An 18,815-nucleotide genomic window follows, 5' to 3' on the forward strand; every position below is an offset into this window, starting at 1 on the left:
TGGCTATCCCCCCGGAAAGAGAACCCGGCCCACCTGAAACGCCACGGCCCCCATGGTGATAGAGACGGCGAAATAGTAAAGCAGGGTGCCTGTGGTCCATCGTACAGAGCGGGTCTCTGCATAGATGGTCCCTAGGGTGGCAAAGCAGGGCAGGGAGAAGAAGATCGCAAAGACAAAGGCCAGGGCGCTGGCCTGGGAGACCCCTGAGGACGCCAGAAACGAGCTGAGTCCGTTGTGGACAACCGAGAGGAGCTCCTTGTCCATGATGATGTTGAAGAGGTCGGCTCCGGTGGTGGTGGCCGCTCCGAAGATGACGGCCATGGTGCCCAGGGTGGCCTCTTTGGAGGCAAAGGCCACGATAAAGGCGATGCAGAGCCGCCAGTCAAAGCCCATGAGCTGGCCCAGGGGTTCTAAAGAGCGTCCCAGGGAGGCTATGTAGCTTTGGTGGATGGTGGGCCCGGGAAAGTAGATTCCGGCCCAGGTGAGAAAGGAAACTCCTGCCAGAAACCAGAACCCCTGGTGGTAAAAGGCCTTCATGCGGGTGAGGCTGTAGAGGCAGACGTGTTTCATGTCCGGTTTCTGGTAAGGGGGCAGCTCCATGATGAGGCCCGTGGGCTCACCGGGCACCACACACCGCTGCAGCAGGCGGGAGGTGACCACCATGTGAAGGCCGGTGACGGCAAAAAGGGCGAGCATCACCCAGAGGGCCTTGGAGCCGAAAAAGATGCCGCTGAGAAAGGCCGTGACAATGAGAAGGGATTTGCACGGCACAATGGGAATCAGGGCCAGGGTGAGCATGCGTTGTCGCCAGGAGTCGATGGTGCGGCTTCCGGCCACCCCCATGATGTTGCAGATGAGCCCCATGAGCATGGGCATCACGGATTTGCCGTGGAGGCCGAGCCGTCGCATGAACGGATCGAAGATGTAGGCGAGCCGGGCCATGTAGCCAGAGTTTTCCAGGATCCCCATGACAAAAAAGACCGCCCCGATAAAGCCCATGATCATCAGCCCGAGGCTCACACCGCAGAGAACGCCGTTGCACACCATGGCCGCCAGCCAGGCCGGGGCCACCCGGGCGATCGCGTCATGGATGGCGTGGGTGGAGAAGAAAAGGGCAAAGGCCGGAACCATGAGGGGAATGGCCACGGCGTAGGCCGCCACAATGCCCAGCAGGAGAACACAGGCGGCCACCCCTTTGCCCCAGACGGGGTGGGTGGCCAGCCTGTCAAAGCGTCCCTGGAAGCTCTTGGGCGTTCGGTCTGCCTGGGACCGCACCTCGGAGAGGATATGGCTGATCCATGCGTATCGGGCCGTGGTTCCTGCCACGAGGCCGTCCGGGCATGACTCGGTATGGCGGGACACCTCTCGGGCTGTGTCACCTCCCATGGTCTCTTGGACTTTTTCCAGGATCTCCGGATCTTTTTCCAGGCATTTCACCGCCAGCCACAAGGGCGGCATCCCCGGGCGGGTGTGCGGCGCAAGGGCTTCGGAGACAGCGGGAAGCACCCCTCCGAAAGCCGCCTCCATCTCTTCGGCCAGCACCGGGGCACAAGGGACAGCCGGTGCACCCACGGAACCCAGCAGGGCCTCGATGCCCGTCTCCTTTTTGCGGTCGATGGCCGACAAGGGCACCACGCGCATTCCGGTGAGGAAGGCGAGTTTTTCCGCGTCCACCGTGATGTTTTTTTGGGCTGCCAGGTCCATTTTGTTCAGGGCGATCACCGTGGGAACGTTGAGCAGGGCCAGCTCCGCCACCATGTAGAGGGATCTCTCCAGTTGGGCCGCGTCCACCACCGCCACCACGGCATCGGGGCGCTCTTCGGTGAGAAAGTCCCGGGAGATGCGCTCCTCCATGGATCCCGCGGTGAGGCTGTAAGTACCGGGCAGGTCGAAGATGTGGACGGTTCGTCCCCCTGCCTTCACTTGTCCCTCTTTTTTCTCCACGGTTTTACCGGGCCAGTTGCCTACGTGCTGGTTTGCCCCGGTGAGGCGGTTGAAAAGGGTGGATTTTCCGGTGTTGGGCTGGCCCACCAGGGCCACGGTGAGGTCCCGGTCACAGGCCGGAGTGCAGGCGGCGGGTTCTGCGTGGCAACACCCGGCTGCACACCGCCCCTGACAGCTATTTGCTGGGTTCATGGATGGCGATCCTTTCGGCGTCGTGCCTGTCAATGGCCACCAGGGTGTCCCTCAGGTGGACCAGAAGGGGAAGTGTGCGGGTGTTCTGCACGGCCGTGACCCGCGCTCCGGGGGTAAACCCCATGGCCGCTGCCCGGTTCACAAAACCCGGCGTCCCGGAAAGGGCCTCGATAACCGCGCTGCGGCCTTTGGTTAATTGTTCAAGGGTAGACATACGCCTTGGTCTCCTTTCATCAGAAAAATACATTCACTCGGCCGCCCACCACGGCGGGCTCGCCCACGCGACCGGCGTTGGCGAAGGTGTGCTGAAGGTAGGTTTCGTCCAGGAGGTTTCGTCCGTAGAGGTAGGCGCCCCAGGTGTCGCTTTCGTAGCCGACCTTGGCGCTGACAAGGGTGTAGCTCTCCTGGCGGGTGGTGTTCTCCTCATCCATGTATTTCGGGCCCATGAAGGCGGTGGTAAAGGAGGTGAAAAAGCCGCTCTCGTGGCGGTACCGTCCGCCCAGGGTGGCGCTGTACTTGTTGGCGTTGGGCAGGTCGTTGCCCGCAAGGTCCTTGCCGCTGGGGTGGTTGTCAAAGGAGTCGAACTCCCCTTCCAGCCAGCCCAGGCCCATGAGCAGGTCGAACCGGTCGGCCACCTTGATGATGGCCTCCACCTCGGCTCCGTAGCTGTGGGCTTCGGCTGCGTTCTGCATCACGGCCACGTTGTCCTTCATGATGCTTACCTGCATGTCCGTGTAGTCGATGTAGAAGAGTGCGGTGTTGAGCTCCAGGCGGTTGTCGGCCAGGAGCCCTTTGTAGCCCAGCTCCCAGGTGACGGTGTACTCAGGGTCCACAGGCTCTTTGATGGCGTCGAGTTGAAACTGGTTGGCAGCGTAGTCCCCCACCTTGTAGCCCCTGGAAACGGAGCCGTAGGCCTGCTGTTTGGGGGTGAGGGCGTAGCTCAGGCTGGCCGAGGGCATGAGGCCCACCCAGTCGTCATCCCGGGAAAAGTGGTCCGCGGGTCCCAGGGCGGTGCCGCCCAGTTCCGTGCGCCCCTGCCAGGTGAAGTCCCGCCGTTCATAGTCCACCCGAAGGCCGGTGCGGAGTTTCCAGCGGTCCAGGAAGGTGAGGGTGGTCTGCCCGAAGAGGGCGCCCCCCTGGCTGTCGATGGTGGCATCGGCGATCTGGTGCATGCCGCCGGGGCCGGTTACCGGAGGGCCCGGTGCATCCTGGCCGAAGCTGAAGTCGGTGAAGATGTCGTTGGTCTCGGCCAGGAAAAAGAGGCCGCCGAGCCACTGGAGCCGCCCTTTTTCTCCGGAGAGGCGTACCTCCTGGGTGATGGTCTTGAACTGCTCGTCAAAGGCCAGGCTCATGAGGTCTGCCGGAGAAAAATCCATGTCGTAGGAGAAGCTGTAATCCGAGCTGCTCACGTTGGTGATGGTGGTGAGCTCAAAACCCGGAAACGCCTTTTCCCAGGTGAGGGTGGGCGAGAAGAGGGAGCCTTCGTTGCTCCCTTTTTCGTTGTTGGTTGTGGTGCGGGAGACCCCTGTTGCCAGCGGGGTGAAGACGTCAAAGGCCCCGTCGTAGCTGTCCCCGGTGATGCTGAGGCGAAGGGTGTTGTCCACTGCTGGTTTATACTCCCAGGTGGCCCGGCCGGAGAACTGCTCGTGCTCGCCCCCGTCTTCTTTGTCACGGTAGCTGTTTTTGTAGTAGCCGTCCCCTTTGGTGTAGCCCAGGGCAAGTCGATACCCCTGTTTGGGCCCCAAAGGCCCGCCGAATGCCGCCTTGAACCGGGTGGTGTTGAATCGTTCCACCTCAAGGGAGCTGTCCATGGTAAAGACTTCGGTGGGTTTTCGGCTGATAACGTTGACCATGCCCGCGTGTGAATTGCGCCCGTAAAGGGCCCCCTGGCTGCCCCGGATAAGCTCTACCCGTTCGGGGTCCAGGAACATGTCCATGCCCACATAGGGGATGGTGACGCCGTCCACGTTGGTGTTCCATACCTTGTTCATGTTGGTGAGGCCGCCGATGCCCCGGAAGACCACCTGGGTCGTGTGGGAATCAATTCGGTTCACGTTGATGTTGGGGGCGAGTTCGGTGAGGGTATCGATGGTGTTCTTGCCCAGATCGTCCATGAGAAAGCCGTCCACGGCAGTGACGTTTCCGGGCACGTCCCGGATGCTCTCTTCACGCTTCTGGGAGGTGACGGTGAGGCTCTCCAGCTCGGTGGCGCCGCGCTGTTCCTTGGCCGTGGTGTCGGCCGGGCAGACCGGTGCGGAGAAGAGGATCATGGCGCTTATCAGGGCGGCGTGCTTCAAGGCACGGCGACCGGGGGGAGTCTTGCGGTGGGTGATCATATTCCGTTTTTTCCTTCCTTCGTTCATTCAGTCCCTGTGTAACGGCCCGGGCCGCGTTTCCTGCAAACCGTTGGCCCGAAGCCGATACCCTACATACGGCAGGCAAAGGGCCTGGGCTTTGCCGGACGGACCGATGGTGTTGCCATGCGACACATTTTCTTGGGTGGAAGGAGAAATTACGGACTAACGAAAAAGGCCGGAGGGGGAGATGCCGAAGTGCTTCTTAAAGGCTTTGGTGAAGTTGCTGTGCTGGGCATACCCCACCTCAAGGGCCACCTGGGTGATGCTCATCTGGCCGGTCTCCAGCAGCTGCCTTGCCTTTTCCAGGCGGTGGATCCTCAGGCAGTCGTAGACGCTTTTGCCGTAGAGTTCCCGGAACCCGTGGTTGAGCTTGTTTTTGTTGGTGCCCACGGAGCGGGCAAGCTCGGGCAGGGAGGGCGGGGACTCCAAATTCCGGGTCAGGAGGGTGTGGGCCATGCGGACCCGCTTGAGTTCCCGGTCGGTGAGGGGACACGGCGGGCTTAAGGGGCATGCGTCCGGCAGGAGCGCCTGGAGGCTGTCCCGGATCAGCTCCAAAGCGTAGGCCTGAAGGGTTACAAGGCGGAAGGGCTCTTCGGGGCCCAGGTCGAGGATCCGGTTGACGGTGGCGGCTGTGTGGGGGGAGAGGGGAAACCGCCGGTAAAAATGTGTGTGGTCGTCGCCCCTGATGATGTCGTGGCATTCCCGGGGAAGGGATTCCGCTTCCGGGCCGGTGAGGGACATGAGAAGGGACGGGTCCACATAGAGCATTACGCCTTCGAGGGAGACCCCCGACGGCGGGTAGGTCACGCCCTGCCAGAGGGGAAGGTAGCTCATGATCCCGTGGCCCGCCTGGAGATGCCAGACGTCCAGTTCGCCGTGTTCATAGGTGATCCTCTGGCGGATGTTGCCTGCGCGGCTGAAGGCGATGGTAAAAGGCGACGTTTCGATTTCAAAGGAGAAAGAGAGGTTGGACAGGAGCCGGTAACATCCGATCCCAAGGCTGAGGCCCGGGCGAAGCTGAATCATGGACATGGAACCGCAGCCCATCTCTTTGGGCCATTCCCAGCGTCTTTCAACATGTTCGGAGCCGCCCTCCAAGGGGGCATCGGCTTCGAAGAAGCGGCCGAACAACCGGTTTGCCTGAATGGATTGTGAGCCCATGGCGCTCTCCCGGGAACGAATCGGCCGAAAGTCTCCCGGCCGTGTTTCTGTGTTTTGTTTTGATTCTGCTAAAAATATTTGGACTTCCTAAAATAAGGGGTGGTGTAATACGATGGTGGGTTTGTGTCAAGGCAGAGAATAAGGGAAGGGGGACTCAACGGACGAAAACAGGCCGTTGAAAAAAGGACGTGTTCAGCTCTAATTCGCCTTCGGCGGGGCGTTTTTATTTGAAAAAAGCGCCCCAAAGAACGTTCCTCACGCACCAGAGCCAGTTTAGAGCTGAATAGCTACAGAAAAATTCGAGTGATCATTATAAAAAAAGCCCGGCCCCGGGGCAGTTGCCCCGAAGCCAGGCTCGGGTGAGGTAAGGCGTTAGTTCTCGTACCAGATGGTCTTGGTGGCCATGTACTGCTCAAGGGCTTCAAAGCCTTTGTCGCGGCCGCCGAAGCCGGACATCTTGTAGCCACCGAAGGGGGTGCCGATGTCTCCTTCGGAGAAGCAGTTCACGGAGACGGTGCCGGCCTTGATGCGCTGGGACACGCGGTGGGCGCGGCGAATGTCCGAGGTGTAGATGGAGGAGGCCAGGCCGTATTTTGTGGCGTTGGCCAGCTCGATGGCTTCCTCTTCGGTTTTAAAGGTTGTGACGGCAAGGATGGGGCCGAACACTTCGTCGTTGAACTGGTACATATTTGGCCTAATCGTCCATGCCGGACTCGGCCTTGATCATCTCCCACCCCTCATCCACCACACAGGTGGGGGCTTCCATGTAGAGCAGCTCCTTTGTGTTGAAGAGCAGCTCTTCCCCTTCACTGTTCAGAAAACCCGCAAAAAAACCGGAGACCTCCGGGCCGAGGTCAAGGGACGAGAAGAATTCGTGGAGCTCATCCGGGGAGTCTGTGTAGCTCTCCATGGGCTCTTTTCTGTTTTTCAGAAAGATCGTGATGGGGCCGTCGTTTAGTGGCTGATCTTTTTCGGAGGTGGCGGGTTCCCACAGGATATTTACGGCCTGGATGTTGGAGAGGTTGATGGCGATGGTTTTGCCGTTAACGGTGTCGCTGACGAAAAAGCCCTCTGCCTCAACACCTTCGCCGAACTGAAGGAGGGTGGAGGTGAAGCGATCCTTTTCTTCTTTTCGAAGGCTGACGAAGACGGGTTCGTCCACCGTGGCCAGATACAGTCTCAGGATGAAGGTGTTGGTCTGTTGGGTGTCGTTCACGGTGAAGGCCTCCTGTTGCCGGAATGAGTGGGTACGTTTGAGTTGAAGGCCCACGATACGTGATGCGTTTTGTTTCAGCAATAACTCATTGGACTGGCTGCCCACTGTTTTGTCGGTGGCATTTCCCCCCTGATTCACACGGGTGTTCCCCGATGGCGGATCCTTCTGTTTTATTTCGACTATCCATGGAATTTGAATTGAAAACGCCCCGGGATTGGCGTAGGCAACGCAAAAGGGGCGAAGCCCGAGCCCTGAGGAAGATCGCGTTTCCTCCGCAATTCCCCGGTCCAACGGGCCTCCGCCCCGTGCCTTTGTGTGTTAACCCCCCAGACCCCGTGTGGAGTGATTATGGACAACTCAAACCGACTTTATTTCATGGATAATTTACGGAGCCTTACCATCATCCTGGTGGTGGCCCTTCATACATCCCTTTGCTACATGGCCTTTGCCCCGGAGTGGTGGTATGTGCTGGACCCCCAGCGCAGCCTTTTTTTCACCGCCGTGGTCATCGTTCTGGATGTCTTTATCATGCCCGTCATGTTCTATATTTCGGGGTATTTTCTCTTTGCCTCCTTAAGAAAACACGGCACCGGGCGCTTTCTTAAGGGCAAATTCATGCGCATCGCCCTGCCCTGGGTGGTGGGGGGGGGGGGCCTGGCCCCGCCCCTTGCCTACATGATTTACTTTTCGCGCCAGATCCCCGTCTCCTACATCGACTTTTTCACCCATGATTTTTGGGGCAAAGCCTATCAGCAGGCCCACTACTGGTTCATCGGGGTGCTTATGGGGTTTGTTCTGGTGACAACAGCCCTGGCGTCGGCCTTTCCCTCCCTTGTGAAAAAGCCCGATCAGCAGAAAGCTCCCGGGCCTCTGTTCCATGTGGGCTTTGTGGCCCTCATCACCCTGATTTTCCTCGGTGCTTCCCTGTCTTTCCCCCTGGACAGCTGGATCCACCCCGGCTACGTGTTCGTGTTCCAGCCCGTGCGCATCGGCGGCCTGTTCCTCTTTTTTCTCCTGGGCATTTACTGCGAGCAAAACGGCTGGTTCACCCAGGGCGGCTATGAACCCAAAGCGCTCCCCTGGGGCGTTCTCGCATTGATCTCCGGGGCCCTGTACCTTTACATGAAGCTTGTCTTCCCCGAACCAAAGCTCACGACCCTGCTTCTCAAAGGGGCCAACGCCGCGCTTTTCAATCTATTCTGCTACACCTGCATTATTTGGCTCCTGGCCCTGTGCAAAACCTGCTTCAACCGTACCGGCACCGTGCTCAGGCACTTCTCCGACAACTCCTACGGCAGCTACTACGTGCATCAGTTCTTCGTGTTCGGGGTCTCCTACGGCCTCACCAAGGTGCAGCTTCCCATCTTTCTCAAATTCGCGCTGACCCTCACCCTGGCCGTGACGCTCTCCTGGGGCACCTCGGCCCTGATGCGCAGCAGCGCCGCCATGCGCCGGGTGTTTTAACCCTCTTCGTCCTGTGCCGGGGCCTGCCACAGGCCGTGTCCCGGCACCAGGGAACACACGCCTCGGTGCCGGTTCATTGCCGCAGCACCGGATGCTCCTCCATTGGCCGCGGCCCCCGGCCTTCGGACATCTTCTCCTGTTCCTGCTTGTAAATCGCCACAATCCGATCCAGCTTTTCATACTGCCGGGCCAGCAAATCCTCGGCGATGGTCCGCACGCCCCACCGCTTGAAATCCACCTGAAGCCCGTTGCCCCCGGGGGCCTCAGCCCCGTCCAACTCCACAAGAAAATCCCCCACTGACGCCAGCAACCGGTGAATGTCCTTAATGGCCTCACACAACTCCGTGATCTCCGACCCCGCAAAAATCCCGGGCTCGCTACACGTTTCTGATCGTGTCATGATGGACTCCTTTTTTTTCGTGAATTGCAAATGGTGAAAGGTGAATAGGGAATAGAAAAAGAGCCTTCCCGCTATGCCGTGCCGCCCGGGGTACCTCCAACGCCCGAAGTTCCGTGGCCCGTAGGGTGCGTCCCACGCACCGAAACCGATGCGTGGCGTTCCCCGGCAACACCCCAAAAGCGGAAGCCTTTGGAACGCGATTATCTATCCCCCATGACCTATGACCTTTATCGCGTCCCACTCCCCAGAACCGATGCGTGGCGTTCCCCGGTAACACCCCAAAAGCAGAAGCCTTTGAGGCCCGCTTATTTCTCCCCCCCTATGCCAAAGCACTCAAGCTACCTCCAACGCCCGAAGCTCCGTGGCCCGTAGGGTGCGTCCCACGCACCGAAACCGATGCATGGCGTTCCCCGACAACACCCCAAAAACGAAACCCTTTGGGACACGCTTACTTCCCCCCCCCTATGCCAAAGCACCCAAGCTACCTCCAACGCCCAAAGCTCCGTGGCCCGTAGGGTGCGTCCCACGCACCGAAACCGATGCGTGGCGTTCCCCGGTAACACCCCAAAAGTGGAAGCCTTTGGAACGCGATTATCTATCCCCCATGACCTATCACCTGTATCGCGTCCCACGCACCAGAACCGATGCGTAACGTTCCCCGACACCACCCCAAAAACGAGACCCTTGGGGTCACCCCTGTTTCCTATCCCCTATGACCTATAACCTATAACCTGTCTCTCGCCCCACATACCGAAACCGAATCATGGCGCTCCTCGGCGCCCCGCCATCATTCGCATGGCTTCATTGTTGGCCAACACCCAAGCGTACCAACAGCAACACCAAACACGGTTTTTATTCACAGCTTACTGGAAGAGGAAAATTTTTCAGGGCCAGACATGCCTCAAAAAAGAAAACAGACCGTTCCCTGAAAGGGAAAAGGGAAGGCGCGACTCCGTCAAACACAGGTCGCGAAGAATGGGCGCATCGCTAAGAATACCAGGGCTGTTAGAGCACGCGCAGAGACCCGGTGAAGCGCCTTCCCGGTCGTTAATCAGGGAAGCACGCGTGCATGGGCCATTTGGCACAGCAATAGCGTTTGTAAAAGGGGATTCGTATACTGGGGATTAAGGAAAAATCGCCTTGAAAAGGAGAGGGGGGTGGTGTAAAAAACCGTTTAGCCATGATGACCTCTCTGGAAGGTTGTTTTGGTCAGGCCTGGCAGGATGTTCGCTGCATCCTGTCGGGTCGCATCATGTATCGATAATAACTAGTTATCGTCTCCCACCATAATTTCATCTTTTTTGCCTGTCAAGATTTTTGTCTGAAAAATTCAACTGTTATTCATTTTGAGAGATATGGAATGATGCCGTGCGGTGTAGCCGTCAAACGGCTCAAGATGAAAAATACGGGCTCGAATCATCTCGGTGGGGGTGATGACAATGACAAGGTGGCTTTTATGAAGACATCCCTGCTCTCAATGGTTTTTGCTTTCATGGTACTACTCATGTCTTCTTATGTGTTTGCATCGGAAAATCCCTTTGAATGTTACAGGTACGATCCGTTTCAATTTCCGTACAAGGAATACTATTACACTGCGGACGTGGTGCCATTACCCCAGACCCCAAAGCCTTCCGGGGCTGGTGTGGATCTGTTTGGCGTGTCCGCAGCTCTTCCCGCAAAATACATGGGGGAACTCCATAGAAAATCCAACACCCAGATTCAGGTGCGGTCCGAGCATGGGCTGGTGATCTTTCGGTATGAAGAGGACGACCTGATGGGTTGCAGAAACGAACAAGCAAGGGCCGGTAACCTTGATTTTTGTTCGGCCTTTAAGTCCACGCGCGAGTTTTACCAGAAGCTCTTTACATTGACTCCGGACAATGCCGGTGATCCTGTGAAGCGAGGGGATCTGTGGCTTCTGCATGAGAAGGGGGCCTTTTTTGAGCACGCCGAGAAAATACGTATCTATAAAGGCGAAAAGACCACGGGGTATGCAAAGGTATTTACCAATCCTGAATGGAAGATCCGTCAGGAGGTGGTCATTTTTCATGATCAGATTCCCAAGAAGGGCTACATTGTCATGACGACGACCATTGACGATGACAGTATGGTGACCACACTCCTTTCAAGCCTGAAGCCGACGTCCGGCGAAAAGTAAACCGTTACGAATTTCAATAAGCCGGAATTGCCCGAGAAATCGCTAAAGGGTAGGGTGCGGCTCCCGCACCGTTTGCTCGGGTACACCTGCATCGTGGCATACCCCACCTACCCTCCGATTCTCTTTGGACGAATGGAGGTATCACCCGTTTGTCCTGCGGCTGATTTTTACCTGATGAAAACTTTCTTCCTGTGCCAGGCAAGGTTGTCGATGCCCGGGGCAAAGCTGGGCTCTTTTGGTTGGAAGATGGGGCGCTTTTCGAGTGTGAGGAGATGCCCGGCGCAGTTGTCGGCCGATTTCAGATGACGGGATACAAGGACCTGGTGGTTCTTGTCGATACCCAGCATGCCCCGATCAAAGGACCAGCGGCAGCAAGGGATATTGAGGGCAGTACTTTGTATTGTTTTCATGTGTCTCAATCGTATTGAAAAGCGAGTGTATGACACCTTAATACCAAGTCAAGGCAGATGCTGCAGGTTTTTAGTTTGTTCAGATACATTGAAAGGCTTTCATTGACGAGGGTACCTTAACACACATCTATAGTATACTTTTGATGCTATGGTAAGACTCTTAAAAAATAGGGTAAAGAAGATATTATTTAGAAATCATAATGTTACTTGATCGGGACCGCGTTGGGCGGTGGATGTTCTTGACAAGACGCTTGTGGTTACATACTTACGTTAAAAAATATACAAACACATTATTACATATTACAAACATCCCATAGGTGACCAATGTCAGATCCATTCGAATACGTATTCCCTGCCATTAAAGGGGTTCAAGCGAATCGGACGTATTATACAACCATGTGCCCATTGCGGTTAATTCCGAAGATTTTTCTTTTTAATGAAGAGGAGTTGGTTCCGGAATTACGGGCTCAAAGGGTTTTGAATAAAGCACGTGTGCCTGATATTGCGAAATACCTGGTTAGTAATAGGAATGATTATGTTTTTTCGTCTATTACAGCGTCTGTAGATGGTGATGCCCGTTTTGAACCTCTCATAGAAGGGGGCGTAGGCGAAAGGATGGGGCTGCTTCATATTTCGATGTCATCCCAGTTCATCATAAATGATGGGCAACATCGTCGGGCTGCTATTGAGATGGCCTTACGAGAAAATCCCGATATTTCAGATGAGAGTATCTCGGTGGTCTTCTTTATTGATAAAGGATTAAAGCGGTGCCAGCAGATGTTTGCCGATCTCAACCGTTATGCAATCAGGCCGTCGAAATCCATAGGTGTACTGTATGATCATCGTGATGAAATGGCAGAGATAGCAAGGTTTTTATCTGCCAATTCAAAAGCTTTTAAAGATCTCGTTGAAAAAGAGAAACCAACATTGTCAGCTCGGTCAAGCCGACTGTTTACTCTGAGCTCAATACATTCGGCTACGTCAGCACTTCTGAAAAAAGTGGAAGAAAAAGATGAGGAGAAGCTGAAAAAGCTGGCATTGAACTATTGGAATGAGGTGTTCAAGCACATTCCAGAATGGAAGCTCATTCAAAATAAGAAGATTACGTCTGGGGATATTCGAAGGGATTATATTCACTCTCATGGCGTTGTTTTGCAGGCCCTGGGGCATGTTGGAAACGCTTTATTGCTGAGCGGCAATGCTCAGTGGAAAGATACTCTAAAACGCCTTAAGGGTATCAATTGGTCTCGATCAAATTCCAAAGAGTGGGAGGGACGTGCTCTTATTGGTGGGAGGGTCTCAAAATCTCATCAAAACGTGGCGCTAACCACGAACCTAATTAAACAATATTTGAAAGTCGAATTGGGCCCAGAAGAACTTCGGGTTGAAGAGGCTTTTTTGCGGGGTGACAATGGCCTCTAAAGCCAAAAAAACAAGTGTTCGATCAGCATTTAACGAGCTTGGATTTGAAGAAACAGTATCCAGCTTAATTAAAGAAATTCAGATATTATATACGTCCCGGAAATCCCCATGGGTGATTGGGTATAGTGGTGGAAAAGACTCCTCAACAGTTGTCCAGCTTGTTTGGAAAGCTCTGGAGGGGTTAATCCCGGAAGACCGTATTAATGATGTTCATATCATCAGTACTGATACGTTAGTTGAGAATCCTGTGGTTGCAGACTGGGTTTCTAGTAACTTGAAGATTATGGCTGATTCTGCGGCCTCTGAAGGGTTGCCAATTTATACCCACAGGTTGACTCCCACAGTGAAAGATTCATTTTGGGTAAATCTCATTGGAAAAGGCTATCCAGCTCCCAGGCCGACGTTTCGGTGGTGCACATCTCGACTTAAGATCAACCCATCCAATCGGTTTATCGAAGATCTTATTAAGCAAAGCGGTGAAGTTTTATTGGCCCTCGGAATGCGAAAGCAAGAGAGTTCTGCACGGGCACGAGTCATGAACAAGCTTGAAAAAAAACGGATTCAAGAGCGACTGACGCCGAACAAGAATATGGCCAATAGTTATGTCTACACACCCATAGAAGACTGGACCAATGATGATGTATGGTCGTACCTTCTTCACCATCACACCACGCCGTGGGCGTTTAACAATAATGAGATTCTGGATATGTATAAGGGGGCATCCCCCGATAACGAATGCCCCCTTGTTGTTGAATCCGGGTCGCAAAGTTGTGGGAACAGCCGGTTCGGATGTTGGATCTGCACACTGGTAAGCAAGGATAGCTCCATGCAAGCCATGATTCAAAATGATGATGAAAAGGTCTGGATGAAACGGATGCTCGATTTTAGGGACCAGCTGGACCCAGCCAACGATCGTCCATTCAGAGATTTTCGAAAAATTGATGGTCGCCTTATGCTGCATCGAGATCGGTTGGTTCATGGGCCGTACGTCCAATCCTATCGTGAAGAGTTGCTGAAGCGGATCTTAACAATTCAGGTTGATATCTCTAAAGAAACAAATCGCTCATTTGAATTGATATCATCTGACGAACTACAAGAAATACGGCGTATCTGGATCGAAGAGAAGAATGAAATTGAAGACACGCTTCCTGGCATTGTGGAACTCCTGACAGGTAAGCCCGTTGGTTTTTCGACATCAGAAAACTTAATTTTCGGATCAGAGGAGATCGACACATTGCGTGAAGTGTGTGGTGGTGATTCCCTCCATTTTGGCATGGTTCGGTCTCTGTTGAATACAGAGCGCAAGTTCAAGGTTAAAGCCAAGCGAGCAGGTATATTTCAAGCCTTGGAGGCAGAAATTAAAAAAGGCTTTTATGCAGATGAAGAGGATGCTCAGGCGTTAGCCTTGCAAATTCAAGAAGCCAAAAAATCCGCAAAAGCAGGGTTGCTGGATGAATTTAACTTTGTATCATCCTTGTCTGAAAACGAAGCAGATTCAGATTTTGTTGAAGCGTATATCGAATAATATAAAGGCGTCTCTCCATGATTTTTGATGAGATTGTGTTACATAATTTTGGGGTGTATAAAGGCACTCATACCATTGCCTTAACTCCTCACCCGGATCAGCCTGTTGTCATTTTTGGTGGGCACAACGGCGCTGGAAAAACCACTCTGCTAGATGCCTTTAAGCTATCCCTGTTTGGTAAGTTTGCTGACTGTGCTGGACGCGGCAAAAAACCGTATTTGGACTATTTGAAAGGCATGATTAACCGAAGCGCTTCAGATTCTGAAGGCGCAGGTGTCGCTCTTTCTTTCAGAAATTTTGACGATGGTATTGAACTTAAATACATGGTCAAACGAACATGGCGATCTACTGGTAAAGGATGCAAAGAGACTGTCGATGTCTTTTTAAATGGTGTTCGGAACCAAATTTTTTCAGAATCTTGGGAAGAGTTTGTTGGCGATTTCATTCCATTGGAAATCTCGCGTCTTTTTTTCTTTGATGGTGAGAAAATAAAGGATCTTGCGGATCAATCGAAAACCGCAGAGCTTCTTTCAACAGGGATTCACTCCCTGCTGGGGTTGGACTTGGTCAGTAAGCTTGAGTCAGATCTTTCAATTATTGTGAAAAATAAACTGGCTGGCTCTAAGAAACAAACAGATGATGTTCGAGCAAAGCAATTACGTTCGGATATTCAGACAGTCGATGAACTTCGTTGCAAGCTTAAAAATGGAGTATGCGATTTGTCCGAAGAAATTGACAGTATAAAATCTCAGCTTCATAAAAAGAAAATTGAGTTTAAACGCTTAGGCGGTGATTTTTATAATAAACGAGAGCATCTCCAGCAAGAAAAAGAACGTTTAGTATCTGAGTTGGAAGGGGTTCAAGAACGTACTCTTGACCTCTCAGCATCGGCTATGCCCTTATCTCTTGTCACTGATTTGCTGGATGACATCATCATTAGCGATCAAAAAGAGCAAGAATACCTGAAAAACCAAATGGTGTTGGATGTTTTAGAAGAGAGGGACCGAGTCCTTCTCAATACTCTCAAAGGGGAAATCGATGATGCCAAGGTGTTTGGTGTTATTAAGGATCATTTAGCCCGGGATATTCAGCGGCGTGAATCAAAGGAAGAAGTAGAGATTGTTTTTGGCCTCGATGATAACGTAAGGACACAACTCAATGATGTTAGGCATCATATAATCCCCAACCTTAGGGATCAGGCCGGTGACGTTCTGAAGGACCGTGAAGCGTTGAAGGAGCAGCTTCTCTTGGTAGAGAGAAAGCTTGAAATGGTTCCAAGTGAGGATGAAGTTGGTGAACTCATGGGGACCATCGATTCATATGCAAACGCACTCGCTGAAAAAGAGCTTCAGTTAGTGATGAGAGAAGCAGAATACAACCAAGCGTGCCATCAGCACGAGCAGTTAGAACTCTCCCTTACAAAAGAACTTGAGAAGTCCATCGAAAACTCTGTTGAGAATGAGACCAACAAGCGAATCATTGAGTACGCTAGGAAGTCGGCCTCCACATTAGATAGTTTCAAACGAGAAACAATCAAGCAACATATCTCAACCATAGAAAGTTTTGTGTTGGAGAGCGCAGGTAGTTTGTTTCGTAAAAAGCCTTTCATCCACGATTTAAAGATTGACGAAAGCACATTTGAATTGGAGTTGATGGGAGCCAACGGAAAGATTACACCGAACTCCTTTTCTGCAGGGGAGAGACAAATTTTGGCCACTGCCCTTTTATGGGGGCTATCACAAGCATCAAAATACCCACTTCCTGCTATTATCGATACGCCCCTTGGTCGGTTGGACAGCATTCATCGGAAGAATTTAATTGATTCGTATTTACCCAATGCAAGCCACCAGGTCATTATTTTATCCACAGATGAAGAGATTACACAGTCTCATTATATGGCCATGGGTAAGTGCGTGAGCCACGCCTACTATCTCGACTACAACAACCGGACCGAGTCAACGCAGGTCTGCGAAGGATACTTTGGGGAGTTGATTTAAACTATGCTTGAAACGGTGAGACTATCTGAACAGAATAAAGAGCAGTTGATTCGGATCAAAAGAAAGACCAAGATTCAAAATTGGAATGTGTTGTGCCGTTGGGCATTGTGCCTGTCTTTGAAAGATCCAACGCCTCCCCCGGTTATTCATTCAGAAGTCTTAAGTAATGTTGAGATGAGTTGGAAAGTTTTTGGTGGAAGGGAGGCTCACTTATACTTAAATTGCCTGAAGCTTTGGTGCATTAAATCAGGGGTGATGATATCAGCCACTAACTTACAAGACCAGCTAAGGCTTCATCTTAATAGAGGGATAAATATGATTTCCTTAGATTGTAAATTGATTAACATATCAAATTTATAAACAAAATGTTTAGCCCCCCCCCCCTCCCTTTTTTTTACTTTGTGCGGGGGGGGAGGGGGGCTTGTGTGGAGAGTCTTATTAAGAAAGTTCCAATTCATCAATCCAGAGCTGATATTGATCTTCTGTATAATTAAACCAATGTGTTAAAGCTTTTTTTAGGCTCATTTGTGTAATCGTTTTAGCTTGTGAAATTATTTCATTAGAGTTTTTATCTTCAGGGGCAGCATCTTGATTTAGCGTTGTTATTCTTTCATTTAAAAGAAAATCGTAATAAAGTTTTCTACTTTGTCCTAAATAGGTTCTGAACTCTATTTTATCAATCCAACTTGGGAATATTTCTTTATGGATATTAAACATAAGGATTTCTAACCAAAAGTACCGAAAATAAGCAGCATGATGCGTGTCCATTTTGCGGATCATATTTAAAGGGTTAGTGATGTCAGTAGAGAATATTAATTTTCTTTTGCCCTTTTCACATTCGAGTGTCTGATTAATACAGTTAATGAAATCTAACGCACATGATGGTAAATCATTAGGTTTAACATCATTCAATTGCGTTGTTGAGGCAAAAGCTAAGGCACCACCAACTGTGCAGGCATACGTTCTAATTTTATTGTAAAATGTTTTTGTTTTTTTATTTTGAGGGTCCTCCTTGCCGTAATAGGCTTTCGAACGTAATGTATAAAATTTTTCTTCCCTTTTCAGGGTTTCTGTCCATGCTTCATATACATCTTCCATTTCCCCATTTGTAGAATGGTTATTATCATTTCGTTTTTCGTAACTCTCCTTAAGGGTCCAATACATTCCAACACCAGAAAATATAGATTCCTTTGAGAGTGAACCAATTGTATTTGCATCAGACCACCCAACTTCTAATCGTTTTAGGGCATCAATATGCTTAGAGAAAGGAAGAAAATTTGACAATATTGTAAGTATTGCATTTCCCCAAGTGTCTTGAAATTTACTTGTAAGTTCTGAGGTTTTACTTTGAGGGAAATTAGTATTTTCTATTTCTGCTCGTTTGTAGTTTACCCCATCTATGCAAAACTCCTCGGGTAACCAATGTTTTAGTTCTAACTGCCTCCTCATGTAATTGTTTTTCTTTGTCCAGTTGGGCTTTCTTCCACCAACCTTTTGAGATAAATTTTTAATATAAAGGTCTGGACCAAAGACACAGCGTTTTATAGTTTCTCGTAAAATCTCAATGTTAGTTATAGCGCTCCATTTTATTGGGGTTGTTACTAACTTGTTTGTTGGAGAGCCAGGATAGTCATATTCAATCGCATATATTGGAAAATTTTTTTCTTCGCTTTTTCTTGCGGTATTTAACGTATTACGAGTAAATATATTTAGTAATTCTTGATCAGATAAAAGTATCATTCTGGACTCGCTAGGTCTTCTTGCATTTTTGTTCACATCAATGAAAAGTTTGCGAGCCGCTTTTTGTTGATTTAATTTTTCACCCTTGAAGTTACATATTGTAACAGGGAATTCAATGTTTTCTAAATTTGCTTTAACCCAGTCTTCTCCACCAAGCTCATTAATTGTTTTTTGAATAGATTGCTCGTAAAAATGTTTGTACTTTGAAGCGGATGTATCTCCCCATGAATTGTTTATTGTTCTGTGTATAGCGATGAGAGCCATTGCTCGATGTTGTCCATCTAGAACTACTACTTTCGCTTTTTTTTCATTCCACGCAAGCTTTCCGGTTTTGAAGTGAGGATTAATTTCTCCTTTAGGTGAAACCATCCACTCATATGAATAAGAATCACCATATGACTTACCCTTCCAAAATGTACCGAATTTTTTATATGTATTAACCTCTGATTCGGGTGGAAAGTAGTCATTTTGAATATTCCCTTTAAAAGGAAGAATCGCAGCTACAATTGGGGGGAAAAAGGCAGGTCCTACAGATGATTCCCCCAAGATATAGGGTATGAGGTCAACTGCAACACGATGGTCATCAAGATCTCTTTGAAGTAAGTGGTCAAAATCCATCGTTTTAGTGTCTAAAATTTCACGGACAGGTCGAAGCTGATTCGTTAATTTAACGGAATCATTGTTCTCATACTTGCTTAGTCTGGCAGTTGTCATTAAGTAGTCTATGGGGCCTGAAACGCTTTCAAAAGACCCATAAGTTCCAATAATCTTGAAATCCCATTCTTTTTCATCTGAATAATCGAACATTATGTCATCGTTCATGAATTAT

The 18,815-nt window shown here is 51.0% G+C and carries 15 protein-coding genes; 6 read left to right on the forward strand and 9 right to left on the reverse strand.

The window, feature by feature from the left end; all coding sequences use genetic code 11:
- Positions 1-3 precede the first annotated feature (3 nt).
- From feoB to ACOYW0_RS15365, 6 genes are all read right to left on the reverse strand, one after another.
- Positions 4-2,136, reverse strand: coding sequence for a ferrous iron transport protein B (feoB, locus tag ACOYW0_RS15340; protein WP_482414713.1), 2,133 nt, complete (start codon positions 2,134-2,136; stop codon positions 4-6).
- Positions 2,120-2,350, reverse strand: a complete 231-nt coding sequence (locus ACOYW0_RS15345) for a FeoA family protein (protein ID WP_482414714.1) — start codon at positions 2,348-2,350, stop codon at positions 2,120-2,122. The genes feoB and ACOYW0_RS15345 overlap by 17 nt, the downstream gene beginning before the upstream one ends.
- 19 nt (positions 2,351-2,369) lie before the next feature.
- Positions 2,370-4,472 carry a TonB-dependent receptor gene (locus tag ACOYW0_RS15350; protein ID WP_482414715.1) on the reverse strand — a complete coding sequence of 701 codons (2,103 nt, stop codon included), beginning with the start codon at positions 4,470-4,472 and terminating at the stop codon, positions 2,370-2,372.
- A gap of 183 nt (positions 4,473-4,655) precedes the next feature.
- A complete protein-coding gene (locus tag ACOYW0_RS15355; RefSeq protein ID WP_482414716.1) occupies positions 4,656-5,654 on the reverse strand; it encodes a helix-turn-helix domain-containing protein in 999 nt (332 codons plus the stop codon).
- 372 nt (positions 5,655-6,026) lie between these two features.
- On the reverse strand, positions 6,027-6,341 hold the full coding sequence (locus ACOYW0_RS15360; RefSeq protein WP_482414717.1) for an aldehyde dehydrogenase family protein: 315 nt from the start codon (positions 6,339-6,341) through the stop codon (positions 6,027-6,029).
- A gap of 7 nt (positions 6,342-6,348) precedes the next feature.
- Complete coding sequence (locus tag ACOYW0_RS15365) at positions 6,349-6,870, reverse strand: hypothetical protein (protein ID WP_482414718.1); 522 nt, start codon at positions 6,868-6,870, stop codon at positions 6,349-6,351.
- 348 nt (positions 6,871-7,218) lie between these two features.
- On the opposite strand from ACOYW0_RS15365, the gene ACOYW0_RS15370 reads away from it, so the two are divergent.
- A complete protein-coding gene (locus ACOYW0_RS15370) occupies positions 7,219-8,334 on the forward strand; it encodes an acyltransferase family protein (RefSeq protein ID WP_482414719.1) in 1,116 nt (371 codons plus the stop codon).
- 73 nt (positions 8,335-8,407) lie between these two features.
- Here ACOYW0_RS15370 and ACOYW0_RS15375 read toward each other — a convergent pair whose 3' ends face one another.
- Positions 8,408-8,734, reverse strand: coding sequence for a hypothetical protein (locus ACOYW0_RS15375; protein ID WP_482414720.1), 327 nt, complete (start codon positions 8,732-8,734; stop codon positions 8,408-8,410).
- A 1,456-nt stretch (positions 8,735-10,190) separates the two neighbouring features.
- Between ACOYW0_RS15375 and ACOYW0_RS15380 the strand changes: the two genes are divergently transcribed.
- Positions 10,191-10,892, forward strand: coding sequence for a hypothetical protein (locus tag ACOYW0_RS15380; RefSeq protein ID WP_482414721.1), 702 nt, complete (start codon positions 10,191-10,193; stop codon positions 10,890-10,892).
- 167 nt (positions 10,893-11,059) lie between these two features.
- Here ACOYW0_RS15380 and ACOYW0_RS15385 read toward each other — a convergent pair whose 3' ends face one another.
- Positions 11,060-11,302, reverse strand: a complete 243-nt coding sequence (locus tag ACOYW0_RS15385) for a hypothetical protein (RefSeq protein ID WP_482414722.1) — start codon at positions 11,300-11,302, stop codon at positions 11,060-11,062.
- A gap of 324 nt (positions 11,303-11,626) precedes the next feature.
- Here ACOYW0_RS15385 and dndB point away from each other — a divergent pair, with 324 nt between their 5' ends.
- Genes dndB through dndE form a run of 4 tightly spaced genes read left to right on the forward strand, consistent with a single transcriptional unit; the run spans position 11,627 to position 16,606 of the window.
- On the forward strand, positions 11,627-12,724 hold the full coding sequence (dndB, locus tag ACOYW0_RS15390; protein ID WP_482414723.1) for a DNA sulfur modification protein DndB: 1,098 nt from the start codon (positions 11,627-11,629) through the stop codon (positions 12,722-12,724).
- Positions 12,714-14,249: a DNA phosphorothioation system sulfurtransferase DndC gene (gene dndC / locus ACOYW0_RS15395; RefSeq protein WP_482414724.1), complete on the forward strand. Its 1,536-nt coding sequence runs from the start codon at positions 12,714-12,716 to the stop codon at positions 14,247-14,249. Before dndB ends, dndC begins: the two co-directional genes overlap by 11 nt.
- A 17-nt stretch (positions 14,250-14,266) precedes the next feature.
- Positions 14,267-16,246, forward strand: a complete 1,980-nt coding sequence (dndD, locus tag ACOYW0_RS15400) for a DNA sulfur modification protein DndD (protein ID WP_482414725.1) — start codon at positions 14,267-14,269, stop codon at positions 16,244-16,246.
- 3 nt (positions 16,247-16,249) lie between these two features.
- On the forward strand, positions 16,250-16,606 hold the full coding sequence (gene dndE, locus ACOYW0_RS15405) for a DNA sulfur modification protein DndE (protein WP_482414726.1): 357 nt from the start codon (positions 16,250-16,252) through the stop codon (positions 16,604-16,606).
- A 78-nt stretch (positions 16,607-16,684) separates the two neighbouring features.
- On the opposite strand, the gene ACOYW0_RS15410 is transcribed toward dndE, so the two are convergent.
- Positions 16,685-18,808, reverse strand: a complete 2,124-nt coding sequence (locus tag ACOYW0_RS15410) for a ParB N-terminal domain-containing protein (protein ID WP_482414727.1) — start codon at positions 18,806-18,808, stop codon at positions 16,685-16,687.
- Between the last annotated feature and the right edge of the window lie 7 nt (positions 18,809-18,815).

Source organism: Desulfoluna sp. HI9BLuna (assembly GCF_056829775.1).